General features: G+C 72.6%; 15 protein-coding genes. 8 read left to right on the forward strand and 7 right to left on the reverse strand.

Features of this window, described 5'->3' with window-relative positions; translation table 11 throughout:
- From ACFWP3_RS18220 to ACFWP3_RS18240, 5 genes are all read left to right on the forward strand, one after another.
- Positions 1-903: MFS transporter (locus ACFWP3_RS18220; RefSeq protein WP_384221901.1), on the forward strand; the 903-nt coding region annotated here is incomplete at its 5' end.
- Positions 904-974: 71 nt separating this feature from the next.
- Entirely contained in the window at positions 975-1,850 is an 876-nt protein-coding gene (locus ACFWP3_RS18225) for an alpha/beta hydrolase (protein WP_384221903.1), read from the forward strand.
- On the forward strand, positions 1,847-2,386 hold the full coding sequence (locus ACFWP3_RS18230; protein WP_384221905.1) for a hypothetical protein: 540 nt from the start codon (positions 1,847-1,849) through the stop codon (positions 2,384-2,386). Before ACFWP3_RS18225 ends, ACFWP3_RS18230 begins: the two co-directional genes overlap by 4 nt.
- 13 nt (positions 2,387-2,399) lie before the next feature.
- The gene (locus tag ACFWP3_RS18235; RefSeq protein ID WP_384221907.1) at positions 2,400-3,395 is read left to right on the forward strand and encodes an LLM class flavin-dependent oxidoreductase; all 996 of its coding nucleotides are present in this window, start codon (positions 2,400-2,402) and stop codon (positions 3,393-3,395) included.
- The gene (locus ACFWP3_RS18240) at positions 3,392-4,843 is read left to right on the forward strand and encodes a glyceraldehyde-3-phosphate dehydrogenase (protein ID WP_384221910.1); all 1,452 of its coding nucleotides are present in this window, start codon (positions 3,392-3,394) and stop codon (positions 4,841-4,843) included. The genes ACFWP3_RS18235 and ACFWP3_RS18240 overlap by 4 nt, the downstream gene beginning before the upstream one ends.
- Before the next feature lie 71 nt (positions 4,844-4,914).
- Here the strand turns inward: ACFWP3_RS18240 and ACFWP3_RS18245 are convergent, their stop codons facing one another.
- The 5 genes from ACFWP3_RS18245 to ACFWP3_RS18265 all read right to left on the reverse strand — a co-directional run bounded on the left by ACFWP3_RS18245 (position 4,915) and on the right by ACFWP3_RS18265 (position 9,713).
- On the reverse strand, positions 4,915-5,706 hold the full coding sequence (locus tag ACFWP3_RS18245; protein WP_384221912.1) for an ABC transporter permease: 792 nt from the start codon (positions 5,704-5,706) through the stop codon (positions 4,915-4,917).
- A complete protein-coding gene (locus tag ACFWP3_RS18250) occupies positions 5,703-6,710 on the reverse strand; it encodes an ATP-binding cassette domain-containing protein (protein WP_384221915.1) in 1,008 nt (335 codons plus the stop codon). Before ACFWP3_RS18250 ends, ACFWP3_RS18245 begins: the two co-directional genes overlap by 4 nt.
- Positions 6,711-6,868: 158 nt before the next feature.
- The gene (locus ACFWP3_RS18255; RefSeq protein WP_384221917.1) at positions 6,869-7,714 is read right to left on the reverse strand and encodes a DUF4097 domain-containing protein; all 846 of its coding nucleotides are present in this window, start codon (positions 7,712-7,714) and stop codon (positions 6,869-6,871) included.
- A 288-nt stretch (positions 7,715-8,002) separates the two neighbouring features.
- Positions 8,003-8,515 (reverse strand): hypothetical protein, encoded by a 513-nt coding sequence (locus ACFWP3_RS18260; RefSeq protein WP_384221919.1) that lies wholly within the window; start codon positions 8,513-8,515, stop codon positions 8,003-8,005.
- A 217-nt stretch (positions 8,516-8,732) separates the two neighbouring features.
- Positions 8,733-9,713, reverse strand: a complete 981-nt coding sequence (locus tag ACFWP3_RS18265; protein ID WP_384221922.1) for an endonuclease/exonuclease/phosphatase family protein — start codon at positions 9,711-9,713, stop codon at positions 8,733-8,735.
- Positions 9,714-9,852: 139 nt separating this feature from the next.
- On the opposite strand from ACFWP3_RS18265, the gene ACFWP3_RS18270 reads away from it, so the two are divergent.
- The 3 genes from ACFWP3_RS18270 to ACFWP3_RS18280 all read left to right on the forward strand — a co-directional run bounded on the left by ACFWP3_RS18270 (position 9,853) and on the right by ACFWP3_RS18280 (position 14,859).
- Positions 9,853-11,073 carry a sensor histidine kinase gene (locus ACFWP3_RS18270; protein ID WP_384221925.1) on the forward strand — a complete coding sequence of 407 codons (1,221 nt, stop codon included), beginning with the start codon at positions 9,853-9,855 and terminating at the stop codon, positions 11,071-11,073.
- Positions 11,061-11,738 carry a response regulator gene (locus ACFWP3_RS18275; RefSeq protein WP_384221928.1) on the forward strand — a complete coding sequence of 226 codons (678 nt, stop codon included), beginning with the start codon at positions 11,061-11,063 and terminating at the stop codon, positions 11,736-11,738. Before ACFWP3_RS18270 ends, ACFWP3_RS18275 begins: the two co-directional genes overlap by 13 nt.
- A 139-nt stretch (positions 11,739-11,877) precedes the next feature.
- Positions 11,878-14,859, forward strand: a complete 2,982-nt coding sequence (locus tag ACFWP3_RS18280; RefSeq protein WP_384221930.1) for an AAA family ATPase — start codon at positions 11,878-11,880, stop codon at positions 14,857-14,859.
- On the opposite strand, the gene ACFWP3_RS18285 is transcribed toward ACFWP3_RS18280, so the two are convergent.
- Positions 14,856-16,403 carry an ATP-binding cassette domain-containing protein gene (locus ACFWP3_RS18285; RefSeq protein WP_384221933.1) on the reverse strand — a complete coding sequence of 516 codons (1,548 nt, stop codon included), beginning with the start codon at positions 16,401-16,403 and terminating at the stop codon, positions 14,856-14,858. The two genes, ACFWP3_RS18280 and ACFWP3_RS18285, sit on opposite strands and share 4 nt — an antisense overlap.
- Entirely contained in the window at positions 16,400-19,123 is a 2,724-nt protein-coding gene (lanKC, locus tag ACFWP3_RS18290) for a class III lanthionine synthetase LanKC (RefSeq protein WP_384221936.1), read from the reverse strand. Before lanKC ends, ACFWP3_RS18285 begins: the two co-directional genes overlap by 4 nt.
- Positions 19,124-19,143 lie beyond the last annotated feature (20 nt).

Below are 19,143 nucleotides of genomic sequence, written 5' to 3' on the forward strand. Positions count from 1 at the left end.
CTGACGGATCTGCTGTCGTGGCGGTGGGCGTTCTTCATCAACGTGCCGGTGGCGCTGGCGGTGTTGCTGATCGCTCCCGCGGTGATCAAGGAGTCTCGTCCGTCGGTGCGTCCGAAGCTGGACCTTCCGGGTGCGACCGCGGTGACCCTCGGCCTCCTGGCGCTGATTTACGGTCTGACGCAGGCGGGTGAGCATGGTTGGGGTTCGGGTTCGGCGTTGGGCTGGTTGGCGGCGGGTGTGGTGCTGCTGGTCGTGTTCTATGTGATCGAGGCGAAGAGTGCGGCTCCGCTCGTGCCGGTGTCGGTGCTGAAGAAGAAGACGGTCGCGTGGGGCAACATCGCGGGTCTGATCGCTTTCTTGACCGAGACCAGCCTGGTGTTCCTGATGACGCTGTATCTGCAGGAGGTGCTGGACTTCTCGCCGTTGGCGGCGGGGCTGTCGTTCGGTGTGCTGGGTATCGGCACGGTGATCGGTGGTTCGATCGCGCCTCGGGTGATCGCAGCTTCGAGTACGCGGTCGACGCTGGTGGTGGGTGGTGTGCTGCAGGCGGTGGCGACGTTGAGTCTGATCGCGTTGGGTGAGACCTCGTCGAGCATGTGGCTGCTGCTGATCGCGACGTTCGTCGGTGGTGTGGGGAACATGCTGGTGATCGTCGGGTTCATGGTGACCGCGACGACGGGTCTGCCGGATCACGAGCAGGGTATGGCGACGGGTCTGGCGACGATGACGCAGCAGATCGGTATCACGATGGGTACGCCGATCATGTCGGCGATCGCCGCTGCGAACACGGACATTCACGCGGGGATCACGACCGCGGTGATCGTGAACACCGCGATCGTGGTGATCGGGACCCTGACCACCGTCCTCTTCCTCCGCAACAAGCAGCCCCAGCACGGCAACTAAGGCAACTCCGCCTTGTGACAGCCCTGCCGTGGCGGCGAACGTTGCCCCAGGCACGGAGGGAAGGAACCCCGATGGCAACACCCACCCACTCGGCCGCCGGAACGAACCGTGCCGCGGTCCGCTGGGAGCAGGTCCGCATCCCCTCCCCGTCCGGCCCGGTCCCCGCCAGGGTGTACCGGCCGACGGCGGCGGCACCGCACGGCTGGCTGGTGTGGGCCCACGGCGGCAGCTGGCGCGCCGGATCCGCCCAGGACTGGCACGGCGCGACCGCCGAACTCGCCCGGTTCTCCGGCTTCGGCGTCGTGAGCGTCGACTACCGGCTGGCCCCCGAGGTCCGCCACCCGGCCATGGTCGAGGACGTCCTGTCCGCGCTCGACTGGGCCCGGGAGCGGGCCGGGGGCACGGTTCCCGTCGCCGTCGGCGGAGACAGCGCGGGAGGCACCCTGGCCGCCTGCGCCGCCCTCGCCAGCCGCGACCGCGGCCTTCCCCTGGCGGCCCAGGTGCTCGCGTACCCGCCGCTGGACCCCGGCTGCACCGCGGCCTCGTACCACCGCTTCCCCGACATGTTCCCCACCGCGCCCTACCTGGTCTCGGCCTGGCGGGCCTACCAGGCCCCCGGCCGGCCCCGCGCGGCCGACGGCACCCGCCTCCACAGCACCCCGTTCGAGGCGGCGGACCTGCGCGGTCTCGCCCCGGCCGTCCTCGCCACCGGCGACCTCGATCCCGTCGGCGACGACGTCCACCACTACGCACGCCTCCTGCGTGCGGCCGGAGTGGAGGTCGCCCTGCGCGAGTTCCCCCAGACCGGCCACGGAGCCTTCCTGCAACCGGCCCGGGGCCAGGCCGGGCCCGGCCCGCACAGGCCCGTCACCCTGCGCGGCTGGCTCGGACTGGCCCTGCACCTGCTCACCACCGAACGCCCGCACGAATCAACGGAGTCGGCATGACCACCACCCCCGCCCACCCCACCTCCCGGATCCCCAACCTCGATGCGCTGCTGCGGCACTTCGCCGACCTGCGCGACGGCGTCCACGGCGACGCCGTGACCCGCCCCGGCAAGGAGGAGCACTTCCGTACCGCCGCGCGCCTCCTGGACCCGTACGCCCGCCAAGCCCTCAACGAGCTCAACGACGAACTCCTCCTCGGGCAGGGCGTGGTGGACGCCACCGGCGTCGAGCGCGCCGAGGACGGCAGCCTCTTCCACGCCTGGACGCTGTGGTGGGACGAGCAGTCGACCGCCGACATCCCGCCGGTCACGCTGTACGCGCACTACGGCGCCTCCTTCCACCACCCCCACCTGCGCGGGGCCACCGTCTCCGAGTGGCCGCTGAACGTCTTCGACGACGCCCAGGCCGCCGCCGAACTGCCCACGCTGCGCGCCATCGCCGCCGCCGACCTGCACAACCTCGTCTTCCAGCGGGACTTCAGGATCGTGCCCGCGACCATGGCCGGCGCCTCCGGCATCCCGTCCCACCAGCACTGAAAGGCGACGCACGATGACCAACCCCCGACTGTCCGTACTGGACCAGACCCCGGTCGGCGAGGACCACACGCCGGACCAGGCGCTGCGCGCCTCCGTGGACCTCGCCCGCACCGCGGAAGACCTCGGCTACACCCGCTACTGGGTCGCCGAACACCACGGTTCCCCGGGCTTCGGGGGCAGCGCGCCGGAGATCCTCGCCGGGGCCGTCCTGGCCCACACCTCGCGGATGCGGGTCGGTACGGGCGGGGTGCTGCTGCCCCGCTACCACCCGGCGAAGGTCGCCGAGGTCTTCGGCGTCCTGGCCTCCCTCCACCCCGGACGGGTCGACCTCGGCATCGGCCGGGCCGGCGGCCCCGCCCACGACTTCCCCCAGCGGCTGGCGGACCTGCGCACGCTCCTGGCCGAGGGCGGCGTCGTCCCCCACCCGCCCGTCCCGCCGCAGATGTGGCTGCTGGGCGCGGGACGCGAATCGGCCCGCCTGGCCGGACGCCTCGGCACCGAGTTCGCGTTCGGACACTTCTTCTCCCCGGCCGGCGGCCCCGCGGCGTTCGAGGACTACCGCACCGCGTACACGGCCGCCACCGGGCACCGGGCGGGCGGCGCGCTCGCCGTGCGCGTGGTGACCGCGGACAGCGCCGGCCGCGCCGAGGAACTGGCACAGAGCCTGCTGCTGTGGCGTGCCCGCAAGGACCTCGGCCACGACCGTCCGCTGCCCTCGTACGAGACCACCCGCCGCCACCGCTGGACCGGCGCGGAGCTCGAGCGGGCCAAGGTGCACCGGACGGCCCTGGTCTCCGGAGCGCCCGAGCAGGTGCACGCCGCGCTGACGGCACTGGCCGCGTCGCACGGGGTGGACGAGCTGATCATCAACACCCTGACGCCCGACCCGGCCGACCGGCAGCGCTCGTACGAACTGCTGGCCGAGGCGTTCGACCTCCCCCGCTTGATGGGCCAAACGGGGGACGGGTTAGCATATGAGCGCCGCCTAGCTCGAAAGATAAACCTGTGACTGTCAATGACGACTCGTTCACCAACTGGAAGAACCGCGAGGAGATCGCGGAGTCGATGATCCCGATCATCGGGAAGCTGCACCGGGAGCGGGACGTCACCGTCCTGCTTCACAGCCGCTCCTTGGTGAACAAATCGGTCGTGAGCATCCTCAAGACGCACCGCTTCGCCCGGCAGATCGCCGGCGAGGAGCTGTCCGTCACCGAGACGATGCCGTTCCTCCAGGCCCTCGCAGCCCTCGATCTCGGTCCCTCGCAGATCGACCTCGGGATGCTGGCCGCGACGTACAAGACGGACGACCGCGGACTGTCGGTCGCCGATTTCACCGCCGACGCGGTCGTCGGAGCCACGGGTGCGAACAAGATCGAGCGCGCCGAGGGCCGCGACGTCGTCCTCTACGGCTTCGGCCGCATCGGCCGCCTCGTCGCCCGCCTGCTGATCGAGAAGGCCGGCTCCGGCAACGGCCTGCGGCTGCGCGCCATCGTCGTCCGCCAGGGCGGCGACCAGGACATTGTCAAGCGCGCCTCGCTGCTGCGCCGCGACTCCATCCACGGCCAGTTCCAGGGCACGATCACCGTGGACGAGGCGAACAGCACGATCATCGCCAACGGCAACGCGATCAAGGTGATCTACGCCAACGACCCGTCCGAGGTCGACTACACGGCGCACGGCATCCAGGACGCCATCCTCATCGACAACACGGGCAAGTGGCGCGACCGCGAGGGCCTCTCCAAGCACCTGCGCCCCGGCATCGACAAGGTCGTCCTGACCGCCCCGGGCAAGGGCGACGTCCCGAACATCGTGCACGGCGTCAACCACGACACGATCAAGCCGGACGAGCAGATCCTGTCCTGCGCCTCCTGCACGACGAACGCGATTGTCCCGCCGCTGAAGGCCATGGACGACGAGTACGGCGTACTGCGCGGCCACGTGGAGACCGTCCACTCGTTCACGAACGACCAGAACCTGCTGGACAACTACCACAAGGCCGACCGCCGCGGCCGCAGCGCGCCGCTCAACATGGTCATCACCGAGACCGGTGCCGCCTCCGCCGTCGCGAAGGCGCTGCCGGACCTGAAGGCGCCGATCACCGGCAGCTCGATCCGCGTCCCCGTCCCGGACGTCTCGATCGCCATCCTGAGCCTGCGCCTGGGTCGCGAGACCACCCGCGAGGAGGTCCTCGACTACCTCCGCGACGTCTCGCTGCACTCGCCGCTCAAGCGCCAGATCGACTTCACCACCGCGCCCGACGCCGTCTCCATGGACTTCGTCGGCTCGCGCCACGCCTCGATCGTCGACGCCGGCGCCACCAAGGTCGACGGCGACAACGCCATCCTCTACCTCTGGTACGACAACGAGTTCGGCTACTCCTGCCAGGTCATCCGGGTCGTCCAGCACGTCTCCGGGGTCGAGTACCCGACCTTCCCGGTCCCGGTCCCGGTGGCCTGAGCCGCCGCAGCCGCACCACGCACCGCACCCCCGTCCCGGCCGTCCGGGGGCGGGGGTGCGCCGCGTTCGCGCTACTTCGGGTCGCGGTTGAAAAGCGACGTGGACCAGAGGTAGCCGAGCACGGCCAGCGCCAGGCACCAGGCCACGGCAAGCCACCCGTTGTGGCCGATCTCGGTGCCGAGCAGCAGCCCGCGCAGGGTCTCGATGGCCGGGGTGAACGGCTGGTACTCGGCGATGGGCTGGAACCAGCCCGGCATCGCGTCGACCGGTACGAAGGCGCTGGAGATCAGCGGCAGGACCATCAGCGGCAGGGCGTTGTTGCTGGCGGCCTCGGCGTTCGGGCTGGACAGGCCCATGCCGACGGCGATCCAGGTGAGCGCCAGGGATACGAGCGCCAGCAGGCCCACCGCCAGGATCCACTCCAGGGCGGTGGCGTCCGTGGCCCGAAACCCGATGGCCACGGCGACGGCCCCGACGAGCAGCACGCTCATCACGCACTGGAGCACGCTGCCGATGACGTGTCCGACGAGCACGGAACCGCGGTGGATCGCCATCGTGCGGAAGCGGGCGATGATGCCCTCGGTCATGTCGTTGGAGACGGACACCGCGCTGCCGATCGTGGTGCCGCCGATGGTCAGCATCAGGATGCCGGGCACGAGGTACGCGATGTACTCGGACCGGTCCGCCCCGCCGTCCCCGATGCCGGCGCTCATCACGCCGCCGAAGATGTAGACGAAGAGCAGCAGCAGCATCACCGGCGTGAGCAGCAGGTTCAGCGTCAGGGACGGGTAGCGCCGGGCGTGCAGCAGGTTCCGCCGCAGCATCGTGGACGAGTCGCGCACGGCGAGGGAGAGGGAGCTCATCGGGCATCTTCCTTGGGCTGGTCGGCCCGGCCCGGCACCGCGGAGCCGGTCAGGGCGAAGAACACGTCGTCGAGGTCGGGCGTGTGCACGGTCAGCTCGTCCGCCTCGATGCCGGCCGAGTCCAGCCGGTCGAGGACGGAGCGCAGCTCGCGCTGGCTGCCGTCGCTGGGGATCTGCAACGCCAGCGCCTCGTCGTCCCGGGTGGCGTCGCGCAGGGCCGAGGCGGCGGAGCGGTAGGCGGCCGGGTCGGTGAAGCGGAGCCGGACGTGTCCGCCGGGGACGAGCCGCTTGAGCTCCTCGGCGGTGCCCTCGGCGGCGATCCTGCCGTCGTTGAGCACGGCGATGCGGTCGGCGAGCTCGTCGGCCTCCTCCAGGTACTGCGTGGTGAGGAAGACGGTGACGCCTTCGGAGACGAGCTCGCGGATGATCTGCCACATGTTGTGGCGGCTGCGCGGGTCGAGGCCGGTGGTCGGCTCGTCGAGGAAGATGATGCGCGGATTGCCGACGAGGGTCATGGCGATGTCGAGGCGGCGCTTCATGCCGCCGGAGTAGCTCTGGGCGGGCTTCTTCGCGGCGTCGACGAGGTCGAACCGCTCCAGCAGTTCGGCGGCGACCCGCCGGCCCTCGCGCTTGGACAGGTGGTGCAGGTCCGCCATGAGGAGCATGTTCTCCTCACCGGTGATCAGCCCGTCGACGGCGGAGAACTGCCCGGTGACCCCGATCGCGGCCCGCACCCCGTGCGGGGACGTGGCGACGTCGTGGCCCGCGACCCGGGCCTGTCCGCCGTCGGCCGAGATGAGCGTGGACAGGATCTTCACGGCGGTGGTCTTGCCGGCGCCGTTCGGGCCGAGCAGCGCGAACACGGATCCGGCCGGGATGTGCAGGTCGATGCCGTCGAGGACGGTCTTGTCGCCGTACGACTTGCGCAGGCCGACGGCGGAGACGGCGGCCGGGGACGGCGGACCGTCACCCTTCCTTGAGGTGGGCATGACAGAAGAAGGCATGGGGCCCTCCCGTTCGGGGGCTGGAGTGGTGGGGGAGCGGGCGAGCCGGGGCGCGGGCCGGCTCTGCCCGGGGGTCGTGCCTTGGCGGGGGCAGGCCTAGGCGGGGGTCGGGCCTTGGCGGTGGTCAGGCCTAGGCGGTGGTCAGGCCTGGGCGGGGATCAGGCCTTGGCGCGGCGGACGTCGATGTTGCCGTACCGGGTGCGGGCGCGGATCTTGACGGTGTCCTCGGCCGTCTCCGGGCTCTCGGACGCGGTGAGCGTGTTGCGGACCTGTCCGGAGTTCGAGCTGACGTCGAGCCAGGCGGCCGTGCCCTCGCGGACGCCGACCTCGATGGCACCGAAGCTGGTCTCCAACTGGACCTCTCCGCGGACCACTTCCCCCACCCGCAGGGTGCCGTGGGCGGTGGTGGCGACGACCGAGTCCTCGGCGCGCCGGATCTGGATGTCGCCGTTGGCGTTGCGCACGCGCAGCTCGCCGGTCGCGGCGCCGACGGTCGTGGTGCCGTGCGAGTTCTTCAGGACGGCGGTGCCGTCGACGAGGCCGACGCTCACGCTGCCGGTGCTGGTGGTGATCTCGGCCGCGCCCTCGACCCGGTCCACGGTGATCGAGCCGTGCGACGCGACCAGGTTCAGCGGGCCCGTCGTGTCGAAGCGGGCGTCTCCGGAGGAGGTCTTCACGCGGACCTCGCCGAACCGGCCCTCGCCGAGCACCTGGGCCCAGGCTCCGGTCATGTCGATGCGCGAACCGGTGGGCAGCTCGACCGTGATGTCGACGGTGCCGGTGCGGCCGACGAGATAGCGCGTCTTGGGCGTCCTGACGGTCAGTACGCCGCCCGCGTAGGCGATCTCGGTCTGGCCGGCTGCCCGTACGTCCAGGTCCTTCTTCGGGTCGCGGGGCCGCACCTCGACGACGGTGTCGAGGCGGTCGCCCGCGGTGAACTGGATGGAGCCGGCCTCCACGTGCGCGGTGACCGAGATCGGTTCGGGAGTGTCGAAAGAAGGCATGGCTGTCCCGTCCTCTTGGGTCTTCAGGGCGTCCCCGCTGGTGGGACGTGGTGTGGGTGAGGTGGTGCGGGTGGAGTGGTGCGGGCGGGGATGCGGCTAGGTCGTCTCTTTTGGATCTTGCCGGTTAAGCCCGCGTCGTCTGGTGCCGTGCATCGCAAGGCGGAGGGGCGCCCGAGTACTGGACGTACTTGGGCGCCCCGACAACGCGGCGAGGCGCGGTGCCTGGGGGCACCTCCCAGCGGTAGCTGGGGGAGCGGCGCGGGTCAGGCGAGATCCGACAGAGACGGCCTAGCGCACCCAGCCCGTGAAGCTCTGTCCGATCTGGGTCTTCTCCGTCGTGCGCGGCCGGTTGCCGCCCTCGACCGCGGCCGACACGGCCCGCACCAGCCACGCGTTGACCGACAGGCCCTCGCGGCCCGCGGCCTCCTCGGCGCGCGCCTTGAGGTGGGCCGGCAGCCGCAGGTTGACGCGGGCGGTGCCGCCCTCGTCGCCGTCGGCGGGTGCCTGCGCCGTCAGCGGTTCGACCGGCGCGGTCGGCTCCGTGTGGCCGCCGCCGGTGGGCGGGGGTGTCACCACGAAGTCGGGGTCGAGCCCCCGCAGCCGTACGTCGACCGAGCCGGGGGCGAGTTCGCGGGTGATCTCGTCCATCGCGGCGGAGAGCACGTTGAGCATGGTCAGCCGGGTCGCCGACTCCAGGGGGGCGGTCAGCCTCTCGGCCAGCTCGCGTGCTTCTTCGCCGCCGGCTTCGGCGGCCACCGCGAGTTCGCGGCGGAGGGTGTCGATATACGGCGTGAGGTCCATGACGTCATCATGGCACCACGATGGCGCCATGTGCAAGCCCGTAGCGCGCCATGCCTGGTGCCGCTCTACGGGGATGGCCTCTGACCTGCATAAATGTGGTGGCATTGTTCTGGATGACGGTGGTGTCATCCGTGCCGGTGTGCCGCTGGGGACATGAAATGGCTCTGCTTGGCACCGGGTGGTGCCAAGCAGAGCCATCCGGCGGTCGGGTGGCCGGTCAGAAGTCGAGGACCACCCAGGCGGGGTCGTGGTCCGAGCCGTCGCCGGCGTGCCGGGTGCGCCGGTCGATGTGGGAGCTCTTGTGCCGTGCGTGGAGGCTGCGGCTGAGCCAGATCTGATCGAAGAGCTCGTACTGCGCGGCCGTGCCCGACTCCTTGAACCGGTGCGTCCAGGACCCCGACGCGGGCGGAGGCGGCACGTCCGGCTTGGGCGGGCGGGTCTCCACCGGGTGCGCGAGGGCCTCCTCGAGCGTGAGCTGCGCGGTCGGCGCGGCCAGCGCGGCGAGCGTGGGCGACTCCGGGGTGTCGTTCATGTCGCCCAGCAGCACGAACCGTCCGTCGGGGCGGGTGCGGGCGGAGAGGATCCGGGCGATGGCCTCCGCCTGCAGCGTCCGGAGGTGGTCGTTGTACTCCTTGCCCTCCACCGGGTCCGCCGTGTGCTCGACGAACTGGCTCTTGAGGTGGTTGTTGAAGACCGTCAGCAGGTGCCGGTCCGGATCCCGCGGATCGAGGATCTCCACCTCCAGCAGGTCCCGGCTGAACAGCCGTTCGCCGGGCAGCTCGGGATGGGGCGCGTGCTGCCAGGAGGTGACCGCCCCCATCGGGAACTTGGACAGCACCGCGAGGTCGATCAGCCGGGGGTCGTTGCCCTCGATCAGCGACAGGTACGGGTAGGCCCTGCCGAGGCGCCGCGAGACGAAGAACCGCAGCGTGTCGATGTCCTCGACCTCCTGGACGGCCAGGATGTCCAGGTCCATCGCGATGATCCGCCGGGCGAGCATCTCCTGCTCCTCGGGGCTGATGCCCTTGACGAGCCTGCCCTTGTACCGGCGGATCCGGAACTCCTTCGGATCCTTGAACTCGTAGCTGGAGGTCAGTTGACCGTTGTCCCCGGTCGGCAGGACCTCCTGTATCTCGGCTCTGAAGTTGAACCGGGAGAACAGGTTGTTGAGGTTGAACGTTCCCACTGTGACGTCCATGGCGATGCCCTCTCCCAGGGTGCGTCCGAGCGTGACCGACCCGAGCAGGCGCCTTCCACGGTACGTCGCCCCGCCGCGGGCGGCGCGTCGGGGGCTGGCCGGATGCCGCCGTTGGCATGGACCTGCTGGGGCAAAATACGTGACATCAGTGATGATCACGGGCGGGGTGGTGTGGTCGGTGGTGCCTTTGTCGACAAGGCGATTACGGGCACTGCGCAGGACGACCGGGGTCGGGTCGGGGCTGCAGCGCGCCCAGTCCTTCATGATCCTGACCACCCTGCTCTACCGGACGAGCCATCTGACGGTCGGCGTCCTCGCGGTGGCGCAGCGCCGGCACGACCTCCCCCTCCAGTACGCCGGGCTCGCCGCGGCCCTGGGGCTCAGCGCGCTCGGCTACGGCGCGGCCCTGCGGCGCGGCTGGTTCGACCCGCGGCACGTCTGGGCGGACGTCCTGGTCACCGGGTGCGTGCTGCCGCTCCTGCTCTGTACGTGGGGCGGGGTACGGGAACCCGCCCTGCTCGGCTGGGCGATGCTGCTCGGCGGGTCGTCGAGCGCCGCCGCGGCCATCGCCCTCGAACGCCGCTTGCACGTCCTCACCGCGGTCGCGCTCCTCCTGGTGACCCACCTCATCGGCTACCAACTGGTGGGCGCGAGCCCCGCGGTCATCGGCGGCCACGTCAACTCGCTGCTGTCGTCGGCCGTCATGGCCTGGGTCATGTGGTGGTACCTGCGCCGCCAAGGGCGCCTCCTCGACGACGCCAACGCCCGCGCGCTGGCCGCCGAGGCGCACAAGGCGCGCTACGCCGAACGCCTGGAACACCACCGGGCCCTGCACGACACCGTCCTGGCCACGCTCACCACCCTCGCCGCGGGCGGGATCGACGCCAACGCGCCCCGGGTGCGCGAACGGTGCGGCCGCGAGGCCGCCTACCTGCGCCGGCTGATCCAGCAGACCGCCGACGAGGACCACCACCGGGAGATCGGCGAGGCCCTGGAGGAGGCGGTGAGCTCCGTCGAGAGCCTGCAACTGCGGGTCACCGCCCAGTACCACGACCTCCCGCACGTGCCCCCCGAGGTCGCCGCCGCGTTCGGCGACGCGGCCCGCGAGGCCCTGAACAACGTACGGCGGCACGCGGGCACCGGACACGCCTACCTCACCGCGACCCGGGGCACCGACGGACGGGGCGGAGCCGTCGTCACCGTCGTCGACCGGGGTCCCGGCTTCGACCCCGAGCGGTACCTGCCCGGCCTCGGGCTGCGCGGCTCGGTCTGCGCGCGGATGGCCGAGGTAGGCGGCCTCGCGACCGTGGACACCGCCCCCGGAGAGGGCGTACGGGTGGAGCTGAGATGGCCCCGGTGACCACCGTCGCGGTGGTGGACGACGACCGGATGCTCCTCGACGGCATGCGGGCCTGGCTGGGCACGGTCCCCGAGCTGCGCCTGGTCGCGACCGCGGCCACGGTGGGGGAGCTGATCGGCGCACCCGCCCCGGCCGAACCCCCGTACGGGCCCGCTCCCTCGGGCTACGTCCCGCCCGACGTCGTCCTGCTGGACCTCGTGCTGCGCGACGGCTCCGCACCCGCCGACAACATCCGCCGCCTGCTGCGCACCGGCAGCCGCGTCCTGATGATCAGCACCGTCCCGGACCGCTCCCGGATCATCGAGGCGCTGCGGGCCGGCGCCGACGGCTACCTGACCAAGGACAACGACCTGCCGACGCTGGTCGCCGCGGTCCAGGACGTCGCGGCCGGCCGCAGCGCGCACTCCGCGGAACTCGCCTTCGCCTGCGCCCACGACGACGGTCCCGACCGCCCCCGGCTCTCGCCCCGGGAACGCCAGGTCCTGCTCGACTACGCGTCCGGGATGACCCTCAAGTCCGCCGCCCGGCGCGCGGGCATCACCGTCCACACGGCCAAGGACTACCTGGACCGGGTCAAGGCCAAGTACCAGCAGGCGGGCCGCCCCGCCTACACCAAGCTGGACCTGGCCCGGCGGGTGCGCGAGGACAGTCTCGACGGGGGCTGACTCCCGCGCGCAAGCCCCCCAAACGGACGGCTACAGACCGCGCTCCCGCCTTCGTATCGTCGGCTCCGGCGACGACCTCGCCGCCGCTCGCTCCGCCAGGCGACCGCACCTCCGCTTCCCCGCGCACCAGGAGAGGCAGATGACACAGCTGTACGACCGCACCACCACGGGCATCGACGGCAGACCCCCCGCGCCGGGGGAACTCATCGGCAGGGAAGCCGAGATGGCGCAGATCACGGCGGCCCTGGCCGCCGCCCGGCACGGCCGGGGAGGAGCGGTCTTCGTCACCGGCGAACCCGGCATCGGCAAGACCCGCCTCGCCGCCGAAGCCCTCGCCGCCGCGGCCCGGGAGGGCATGGCCACGGCGCAGGGCCGGGCCGGCACCATGGGCGCCCCCGTCCCCTACCGGCCGCTGGTCGAGGCGCTGCTCCTGCTGTCGCGCGCCGGCCTGCTGCCCGAGCCGGGCGGACCGGGCCGCTACCCGGCCGCCCTCGGCGACCTGCTGAACGGGACCCGGGGCGCGGGGGCCGGCGCCGTGTCCCCGCTCGTGGTCGCCGAGACGGTACTGCGCCTCGCCGCCGCCATCGGACGGGAGCGGGGCTTCCTGCTGGTCCTCGACGACCTGCACGAGGCCGACGCCGAGACGCTGGCCGCCGTCGAGTACCTGCTGGACAACATCGGCCAGCAGCCCGCCGTACTGCTGCTCGCCGCCGGGAGCGAACCCTGCGCGGCGGACGAACTGGCCGCACGGGCCCGCCGGAGCGGGACCGCAACGGTGCTCGACCTGGCTCCCCTCGGCCGTCCCGAGGTCCACCTCCTCGTCGCGGCCGAGCTCGGGGCCGACCCGTCCGAGATCTGCCCCGAGCTCGTGCGGCGCGCGGCGACCTGCGGCGCCGGGATCCCGTTCGTGGTCAAGGAGCTCGCCCACGACGGCGCCGGCCGTGCACCCGGCGACGGCCGGACGCCGCCGGTCCCCGCCGCCGTCGTGGACAGCGTCCGGCGGCGGGCCGCGAAGCTCGGCCTGTTCGGCCGCGAACTCCTCAGCACGGCCGCCCTGTTCGGCCCGCGCTTCCCGCTGCCGGTGCTCCAGCACGCGACGGGCCGCGACCCCGCGGAGCTGGACGTGACCCTGAGCGCCGCGGTGGCCGCCCGCCTGATCGTGCCGGACGAGGCCGGCCCGCACTGGTACGCCTTCCGCTACCCGCTCGCCGCGCAGGCCCTGCTCGACGGCCTCGGCCCCGGCGAGCGCGCCGGACACGCGCGGCGGACGGCGCACGCCCTGGCCGAGCTGCACCCCGGGCTGCCGGGAACGTGGTGTGCACAGGCCGCCGAGCTCCACGGGCACGCCGGCGACACCCGGGAGGCCGTCCGGCTGTACTGCGAGGCGGCGGAGCGGGCGATGGGCGGGGGCACGGTCGAACGGGCGGTGGAGCTGCTGCTCCGGGCCCACCGGCTCCTCGACCCCGCCGCCGAGCCCGCCCTGCACGCCACCGTGCTGGAGCGGCTGCTCGACGCCGTCGCCTGCTCGGGCCGGTTCGACCGGCTGCCCGCGCCGGCCGCCGGCCTCGAAGCACTGGGCGGCGAGCCCGCGGTACCCGCCGGACGCCGGGCCGGGCTCCACGCACGGCTGGCCCGCATCGCCGTCCTGAGGGGCAGCCCCGCAGAAGCCCTCGGACACCTGGACACCGCCCGCCGCCTGCTCGGCGAAAACCCGGCCGCGCCGTCGCCACCAGCCCCGGCCCCGGCCCCGGCCCACGTGGCCCTCGTCGACCTTGCCGCGGCCCATGCGGAACGGTGCCGGTTCGCGCCCGACCGGTTGGCCGCCGCCGCCGCGTTCGCCCGCCGGGCGGCGGACGCGGCGCTGCGCGCCGGCCTGCCCGCCGTGGAGGGCGAGGCCCTGCTCCTGCTCGGGGAGCTGGCCCGGGAACGCGACGAGCCGGCCGCGCAGGCCCACCTCGCGCGGGCCCGGACCCTCGCCCACGAGCACGCCCTGCCCGCACTCGGGCTGTCCGCCGAGGTGCACCTGGCCCGGAGCGCTGCGCTGTACGACGGCCGGACCGCACGGCTCGAACAGGCCCGGCAGGAGGCCCTGCGGACGGGCATGCTGCCGCTGGCGCACGAGACCGGCTTCGTGCTCGCCCTGGACCACGTCCGGCGCGGCGAGTTCGGGCCCGCCCGCGACCGGATCCGCGCCGGGAGGGCCGAGGCGGCCCGGCTGGGACTGGGCCGGGCCCTGGCCCTGCTGCGGCTGGCCGACGCGGTGCGCTGGGCCCACCAGGGCCGGCGTACCGAGATGACGGAGGCACTGGAGGCACTGGCACCGCTCCTCGACCACGCGCCGGGCGTACGGTCCATGGCGTACGGCCTGGCGCGGGCGTTCTGCTCGCTGCTCGAGGAACGGCACGACGCGGCCGAGCAGGAGTTCGCGCAGGCCCTCGCCTACGACGCGGAGAACCCGGCCACGGCCGACTTCGGCAAGCACGGCGTCATCCTGCTGCTCGGCGTGCTCGCCGGGCGCATGGGCCGCCGCCACCACGCCGAGGCGGCCCGGACGAGCACCGGTCGTACCCGCTGGAACCGCCCCTTCGTCGGCCTGGCGCACGCCGTACTGCTGGGCCGCGAGGGCCGCACCGCCGAGGCGACGGCCGCCGCGCGCACCGCCCTGGAGGCGGCCGAGCCCCACCCCGTGGCACACCACCTGTGTCTGCGGCTGGTCGCTCGCACCGCGTACGCGGACGGCTGGGGCGACCCGGCCGACTGGCTGCGCGAGGCGGAGGAGTACTTCCACGGCGCCGGCCTCCAGGCCGTCGCCGGTGCCTGCCGGGCCCGGCTCCGCGGCATGGGCGCCCCGGTCCGCCAGCGCCGCACCGGCACCGAGCAGGTGCCGCCGGTCCTGCGCCGGTGCGGCATCACCTTCCGCGAGTTCGAGGTGGCCCGGCTGCTCGCCGAACGGATCGGCAACAAGGACATCGCCGGCCGGTTGCACATCTCGCCGCGCACCGTTGAGAAGCACGTCGCGAGCCTCCTGCAGAAGACCGGGCACCCCAACCGCTCCGCCTTCGCCTCCGCCGCCCGCGACCTGGTCACCGGCACCGGCACCGGCGCCCCGGTCCCCGTCTAGACGGTGCCGGTCCCGGAGAGCGCGCCGGCCGCAGCCAGGGTCACCACGCGGTCGAAGCGGCCGTCGAGGTCCGCGTCCCCGTGGTGCACCACCAGGAGGGCGCGGCCCCCGGTGCGCTCGCGCAGGGTCCGCAGCACCAGGTCCCTGCCGTCCGCGTCGAGGTTCGAGAACGGCTCGTCGGCGAGGTACACGTCCGCGTCCTCGCACAGGAGCGCGGCGACCCCGACCCGCTGCCGCTGGCCGGACGACAGCTCCGAGGGCAGCTGGTCGGCCAGCCCGTCCAGGCCCATCGACGTGCGCAGCCGCCCGTCGGCGACCAGTTCGCGCACCGGCAGCGGCGGCAGGTTCACCGGGGTGGTCAGGCTCGCCACCCGGGGCGGCAGGGTGACCTCACCCGTGTCCGGGGCGAGGGTCCCGGAGACGATGTGCAGGAGGGTGCTCTTGCCGCAGCCGTTGGGGCCGCGGAGCAGTACGTGCTCGCCCGCCGCCAGCTCGAAGTCCCCGACCGTCACCTCGGCGCCGGCGCCGGCGCCTTCGCCGTACCGCACCCTCGCCCCGCGGACCCGCACCAGGGCCCCCTCCTCGTGGTACGGCGCCTCCTGGGCGTCGCGCAGGGCCTGGATCCGCTTGAGGACCGCGGTGCTCCGGCGGGCCTGCGGGATCATGTTGACGAGGTCGAAGATCCCGGTGACGGCCCGCCACAGCGAGTTCACGAAGGCGAGGAAGCTGCCGAAGGACATCCGGCCCGAGAAGACGAAGAAGGCGCCGATGACCATCGAGGCGGTGTCCGACAGGTTCATGACCAGGTCGCTGAGGGTCTTCTGCTTCAGCGACAGGCGGTAGTTGACGAACTTCAGTCCGAGGAATCCGCGCAGCGCGTCCTGGTTCACCGCGCGGGTGCCGGGCAGCAGCGACGGCAGGCCGCGCAGCGCGTGGAAGGACTCCAGGGTCCGGGTCAGCCGGTTGATGTACCGCGCCTCCGCCTCGCGTTCGGGCTCGGTGTTGTCCTCGATGCGCCGGGCCAGCCGGTTGCTGACGAGCACCAGCGGCGGCACGATCACCAGCAGGATCAGGCTGGCCTGCCAGGACAGGTACAGCAGCACGCCGAGGAAGACCAGCGAGGCGACGGCCTGCCGCGCGATGCGGATGGCGACGTCCACGGCCGGCAGGACGCCCTCGGAGACGTCGTTGTGGATGCGGCTGACGTACGAGGCGTTGCCCGCCGCCGAGACCTTCCGGCCGTCCAGGGCGACCGTGCGGTCCAGCAACTCCGTCTCCAGCACCAGCGTGAACGCGTTCTCGCACCGCCTGCGCCAGGTGGAGATCGCGTAGCCCGCCAGGTTCAGGGTGAGCCCGAGCACCAGGTAGCCGGCGCCGAGGACGAGGAACCGGCGGAAGTCCGCGGCCAGGATCGCCTGGTCGAACAGGGCCTTGAGCAGGAGCGGGTGCAGCAGCGCCTCGAGCCCGCCGGTGGCCGCCTCGGCGGCCATGATCACGATGAACCTGGTCCGGTGGCCGCTCAGCGTGAGCCACAGCTGCCTCACCGCGAGACCTCGTCCAGCAGGAAGTCGGCCGTGCCACCGCCGTTCACGCGGTGCAGCACCCGCAGCACGCCCGCCGAGCCCGTCAGGTAGTCGCAGGAGCAGCGCAGCAGCCCCTCACCCGGGACGCCCAGCGGGGCCGCCCCCTCCCCGCGGGGCACTCCGAAGCGCTCCGCGGGCTCGAACAGGAACACTTTCCGGACGAAGTCGAGCTGCCGCAGCGCGGTGTCGCGGTACGAACGGTCGCCGGTGAACTCGGCCGCGTCCAGCAGCGCGTCGGCGACGCCGCTCATCCCGAAGGCGTACCCCGGCAGCACCGAGTGCCCGGCGTCCAGCCCGCGCAGGACGGTCCGCGCCGCGTCCAGGTCCCCGTAGCGCAGCAGCACCTGCGCCACCCCCGCGGAGCCCACCTCCACGTACGGCTCCATGGTCCCCTCGTGCTCGAACATCACCGGGCTGCCGGGGACGTCGGGGTCCAGGGGCTTCGCGTGGGCCGTCTCCCAGGCCAGCGCCTCCTGCCCGATCCGCAGGAAGCGCTCCTCCCCGGTGACCTGGTGCATCCGCAGCAGGAACAGCGCCACACCGGCCTGACCGAAGCCCAGACCGGTCAACGGCCCCTTGGACGAGAACTCGTTCAGCCAGTAGGCGTGCCGGCCCTCGCGCTGCGCGGCGGCGCACAGTACGCGCGCGCACTCCCGCGCGGCGGCGAGGTCGCGCGGGTCGTGGCCGCGCAGGAAGAAGCGCAGGTTCGTCATGCCCAGCCCGGCGAGGCCGTAGTAGAAGGTGTGGTCGCCGGTCTCGGGCGCCCGCCGGTTGGCCAGGGTCAGCAGCTCGCGGGCCTGGGGCCGCAGCCCGAGCGAATCGGCCGCCCAGGCGATCCCGGCCAGGCCGCTCATCAGGCCGTCCGGGTACTCCGCCACGTCCATGCGGTCCAGTTCGTCGCGCAGCCAGGTACGCCATTCGGGCCGGATCGGGATGCCGGAGGCGTGCAGCGACCACAGGACGCCGCCCGCTCCGAAGCCCAGGCTCAGCGGGTTGGTGACGTGGGCGAACGGGTCGACGGGGAAGAGCGTCGCCCGGTCGGTGTCGGCGACGGCCGTGACGAACGCGGCCACCCCGGCCTCGGCCTCCACCAGGCCGAGCCGCTCCTCGACCACCGGCCGCCGCGGCGCCGCCTCGACCCGGCCGACCAGGTCCTCCTCGTGCTCCAGCGCCTCGAGCACCTCGGGGAGGGTGATCCGCGCCTCGGCCAGGCCGGTGAGCAATTCGTGGATCCGCTCGGGCCAGCCCAGGGCGTCGGTGAAGATCCGGTAGGTGCCGAGGACGTCCTCGCGCAGGTAGGACATGGCCGCGATCGGGAAGATGAAGTAGGCCATGGTGTTCGCCAGGCCGTACAGGTCGCCCTCGGTCCCCGAGGCCTTGTAGAGGCTCCGGGAGAGGCTGAACCCGGGTGTGAACAGCTCGACCGGCTTCTCCAGCGCCGCGTCGTCGCTGACGGCGCCATCCCCGTCCCCGTCCCCGGCCGCCCCGCCCTCGGCCAGCCGGCAGGCCTCCAGGTCGACGATCGTCACCTTGAGGGTGTCGGGGTCGATGAGCAGGTTCGCGGGGGTGAAGTCGCCGAGGATCACCCGGCGTTCGTGGGCGGACCGGATCGCGCGCGCCAGGCCGCGGAAGACGGCGATGAAGATCCGCAGGAACTCCCGGGACCGGTCGATGTCGAACTCCGGCCGTGCCAGCGGGTTGCGTTCGAGCAGGACGGAGCGGACGTCGGAGCCCTCGATGAACTCCTCGGCGATGTAGTGGTGTTCCCAGTGCCGGAAGGTGGCGATCGGCTTCGGATAGGAGCCGGCGTCGGCCAGCCGGTTCAGGAACCGCCACTCCCGGGCGAGGATGTCCACGGCGTCGTGGTCCTGGCGCGGGTTGATGTTGGTGTGCGGGCGGGCCTCCTTGAGGACCACCTTGCGGTCCCCGTCCGCCGTGTCCTCGGCCGTGTACACGCCGCCGCTGTTGGAGAACTGGATCGCCCCGGTCACCCGGAAGCGCCCGCCGAGCAGTCCGTCCCCCTCGTCCCCGTCGGCGGGCTTCCAGTCGGTGAACGGCCACGGCACCCACCAGGGCTGGGCGTAGCCGGGCCGCCGGTCGTCCGGTACGGGCCCGTCCGGTCCGGTGATGTGCGGCACCCGCCGGCCCAGGACGTCGACGGCGTGCGTGTCGAGGAACTGGCCGTAGCGGAAGTAGAGCGCCTTGCTGTCCCGGTAGCGCAGGTCCGACAGCACGTAGGCGCCCTCGACGCCCTCCAGGACGCGGGCCAGGTCGGCCAGGCAGGTCCGGAACTCCTCTTCGTCGCGCGGGTAGACGGTGACGAGCTTCCCGCCGCTGCCCCGGGACATGGCCTTGGAGTTGAGCATCTCGAAGATGTTGAGGTCGAGAGCGATCTTGAAGTCGATCTCGTGCGCGGTCAGATGGGCGATCACCGACGCGGCCGTTTCGCGCACGGTGTGCTGGGCGGCGGAGACGTGGATCTTCCAGCCCTGCGCCGGCAGGTCCGGGTTGTGCCGATGGCTCCACCAGATGCCGCTGCGGACGAACCGTGCCCGCACCCGCTCGTCGAGCCCGGCGAGGAAGTGGTCGGCCCTCGGCTCGTAGAAGACGTCGAGCGGGTCGAAGAACAGCGTGTCGTCCCAGGCGAAGAGGAATCGGTAGACCCATCGTTCGTTGCGCATGTCCGCCTCTGTGATCGTCC

The organism is Streptomyces sp. NPDC058525, from assembly GCF_042719495.1.
Taxonomy (GTDB): Bacteria; Actinomycetota; Actinomycetes; order Streptomycetales; family Streptomycetaceae; genus Streptomyces.

Bases quoted from the DNA above. Each gene is read 5' to 3' on its own strand.
- ACFWP3_RS18225 (WP_384221903.1), top strand. From the start codon at position 975: ATGGCAACACCCACCCACTCGGCCGCCGGAACGAACCGTGCCGCGGTC.
- ACFWP3_RS18230 (WP_384221905.1), top strand. From the start codon at position 1,847: ATGACCACCACCCCCGCCCACCCCACCTCCCGGATCCCCAACCTCGAT.
- ACFWP3_RS18235 (WP_384221907.1), top strand. From the start codon at position 2,400: ATGACCAACCCCCGACTGTCCGTACTGGACCAGACCCCGGTCGGCGAG.
- ACFWP3_RS18245 (WP_384221912.1), bottom strand. From the start codon at position 5,706: ATGAGCTCCCTCTCCCTCGCCGTGCGCGACTCGTCCACGATGCTGCGG.
- ACFWP3_RS18250 (WP_384221915.1), bottom strand. From the start codon at position 6,710: ATGCCTTCTTCTGTCATGCCCACCTCAAGGAAGGGTGACGGTCCGCCG.
- ACFWP3_RS18255 (WP_384221917.1), bottom strand. From the start codon at position 7,714: ATGCCTTCTTTCGACACTCCCGAACCGATCTCGGTCACCGCGCACGTG.
- ACFWP3_RS18260 (WP_384221919.1), bottom strand. From the start codon at position 8,515: ATGGACCTCACGCCGTATATCGACACCCTCCGCCGCGAACTCGCGGTG.
- ACFWP3_RS18265 (WP_384221922.1), bottom strand. From the start codon at position 9,713: ATGGACGTCACAGTGGGAACGTTCAACCTCAACAACCTGTTCTCCCGG.
- ACFWP3_RS18275 (WP_384221928.1), top strand. From the start codon at position 11,061: ATGGCCCCGGTGACCACCGTCGCGGTGGTGGACGACGACCGGATGCTC.
- ACFWP3_RS18280 (WP_384221930.1), top strand. From the start codon at position 11,878: ATGACACAGCTGTACGACCGCACCACCACGGGCATCGACGGCAGACCC.
- lanKC (WP_384221936.1), bottom strand. From the start codon at position 19,123: ATGCGCAACGAACGATGGGTCTACCGATTCCTCTTCGCCTGGGACGAC.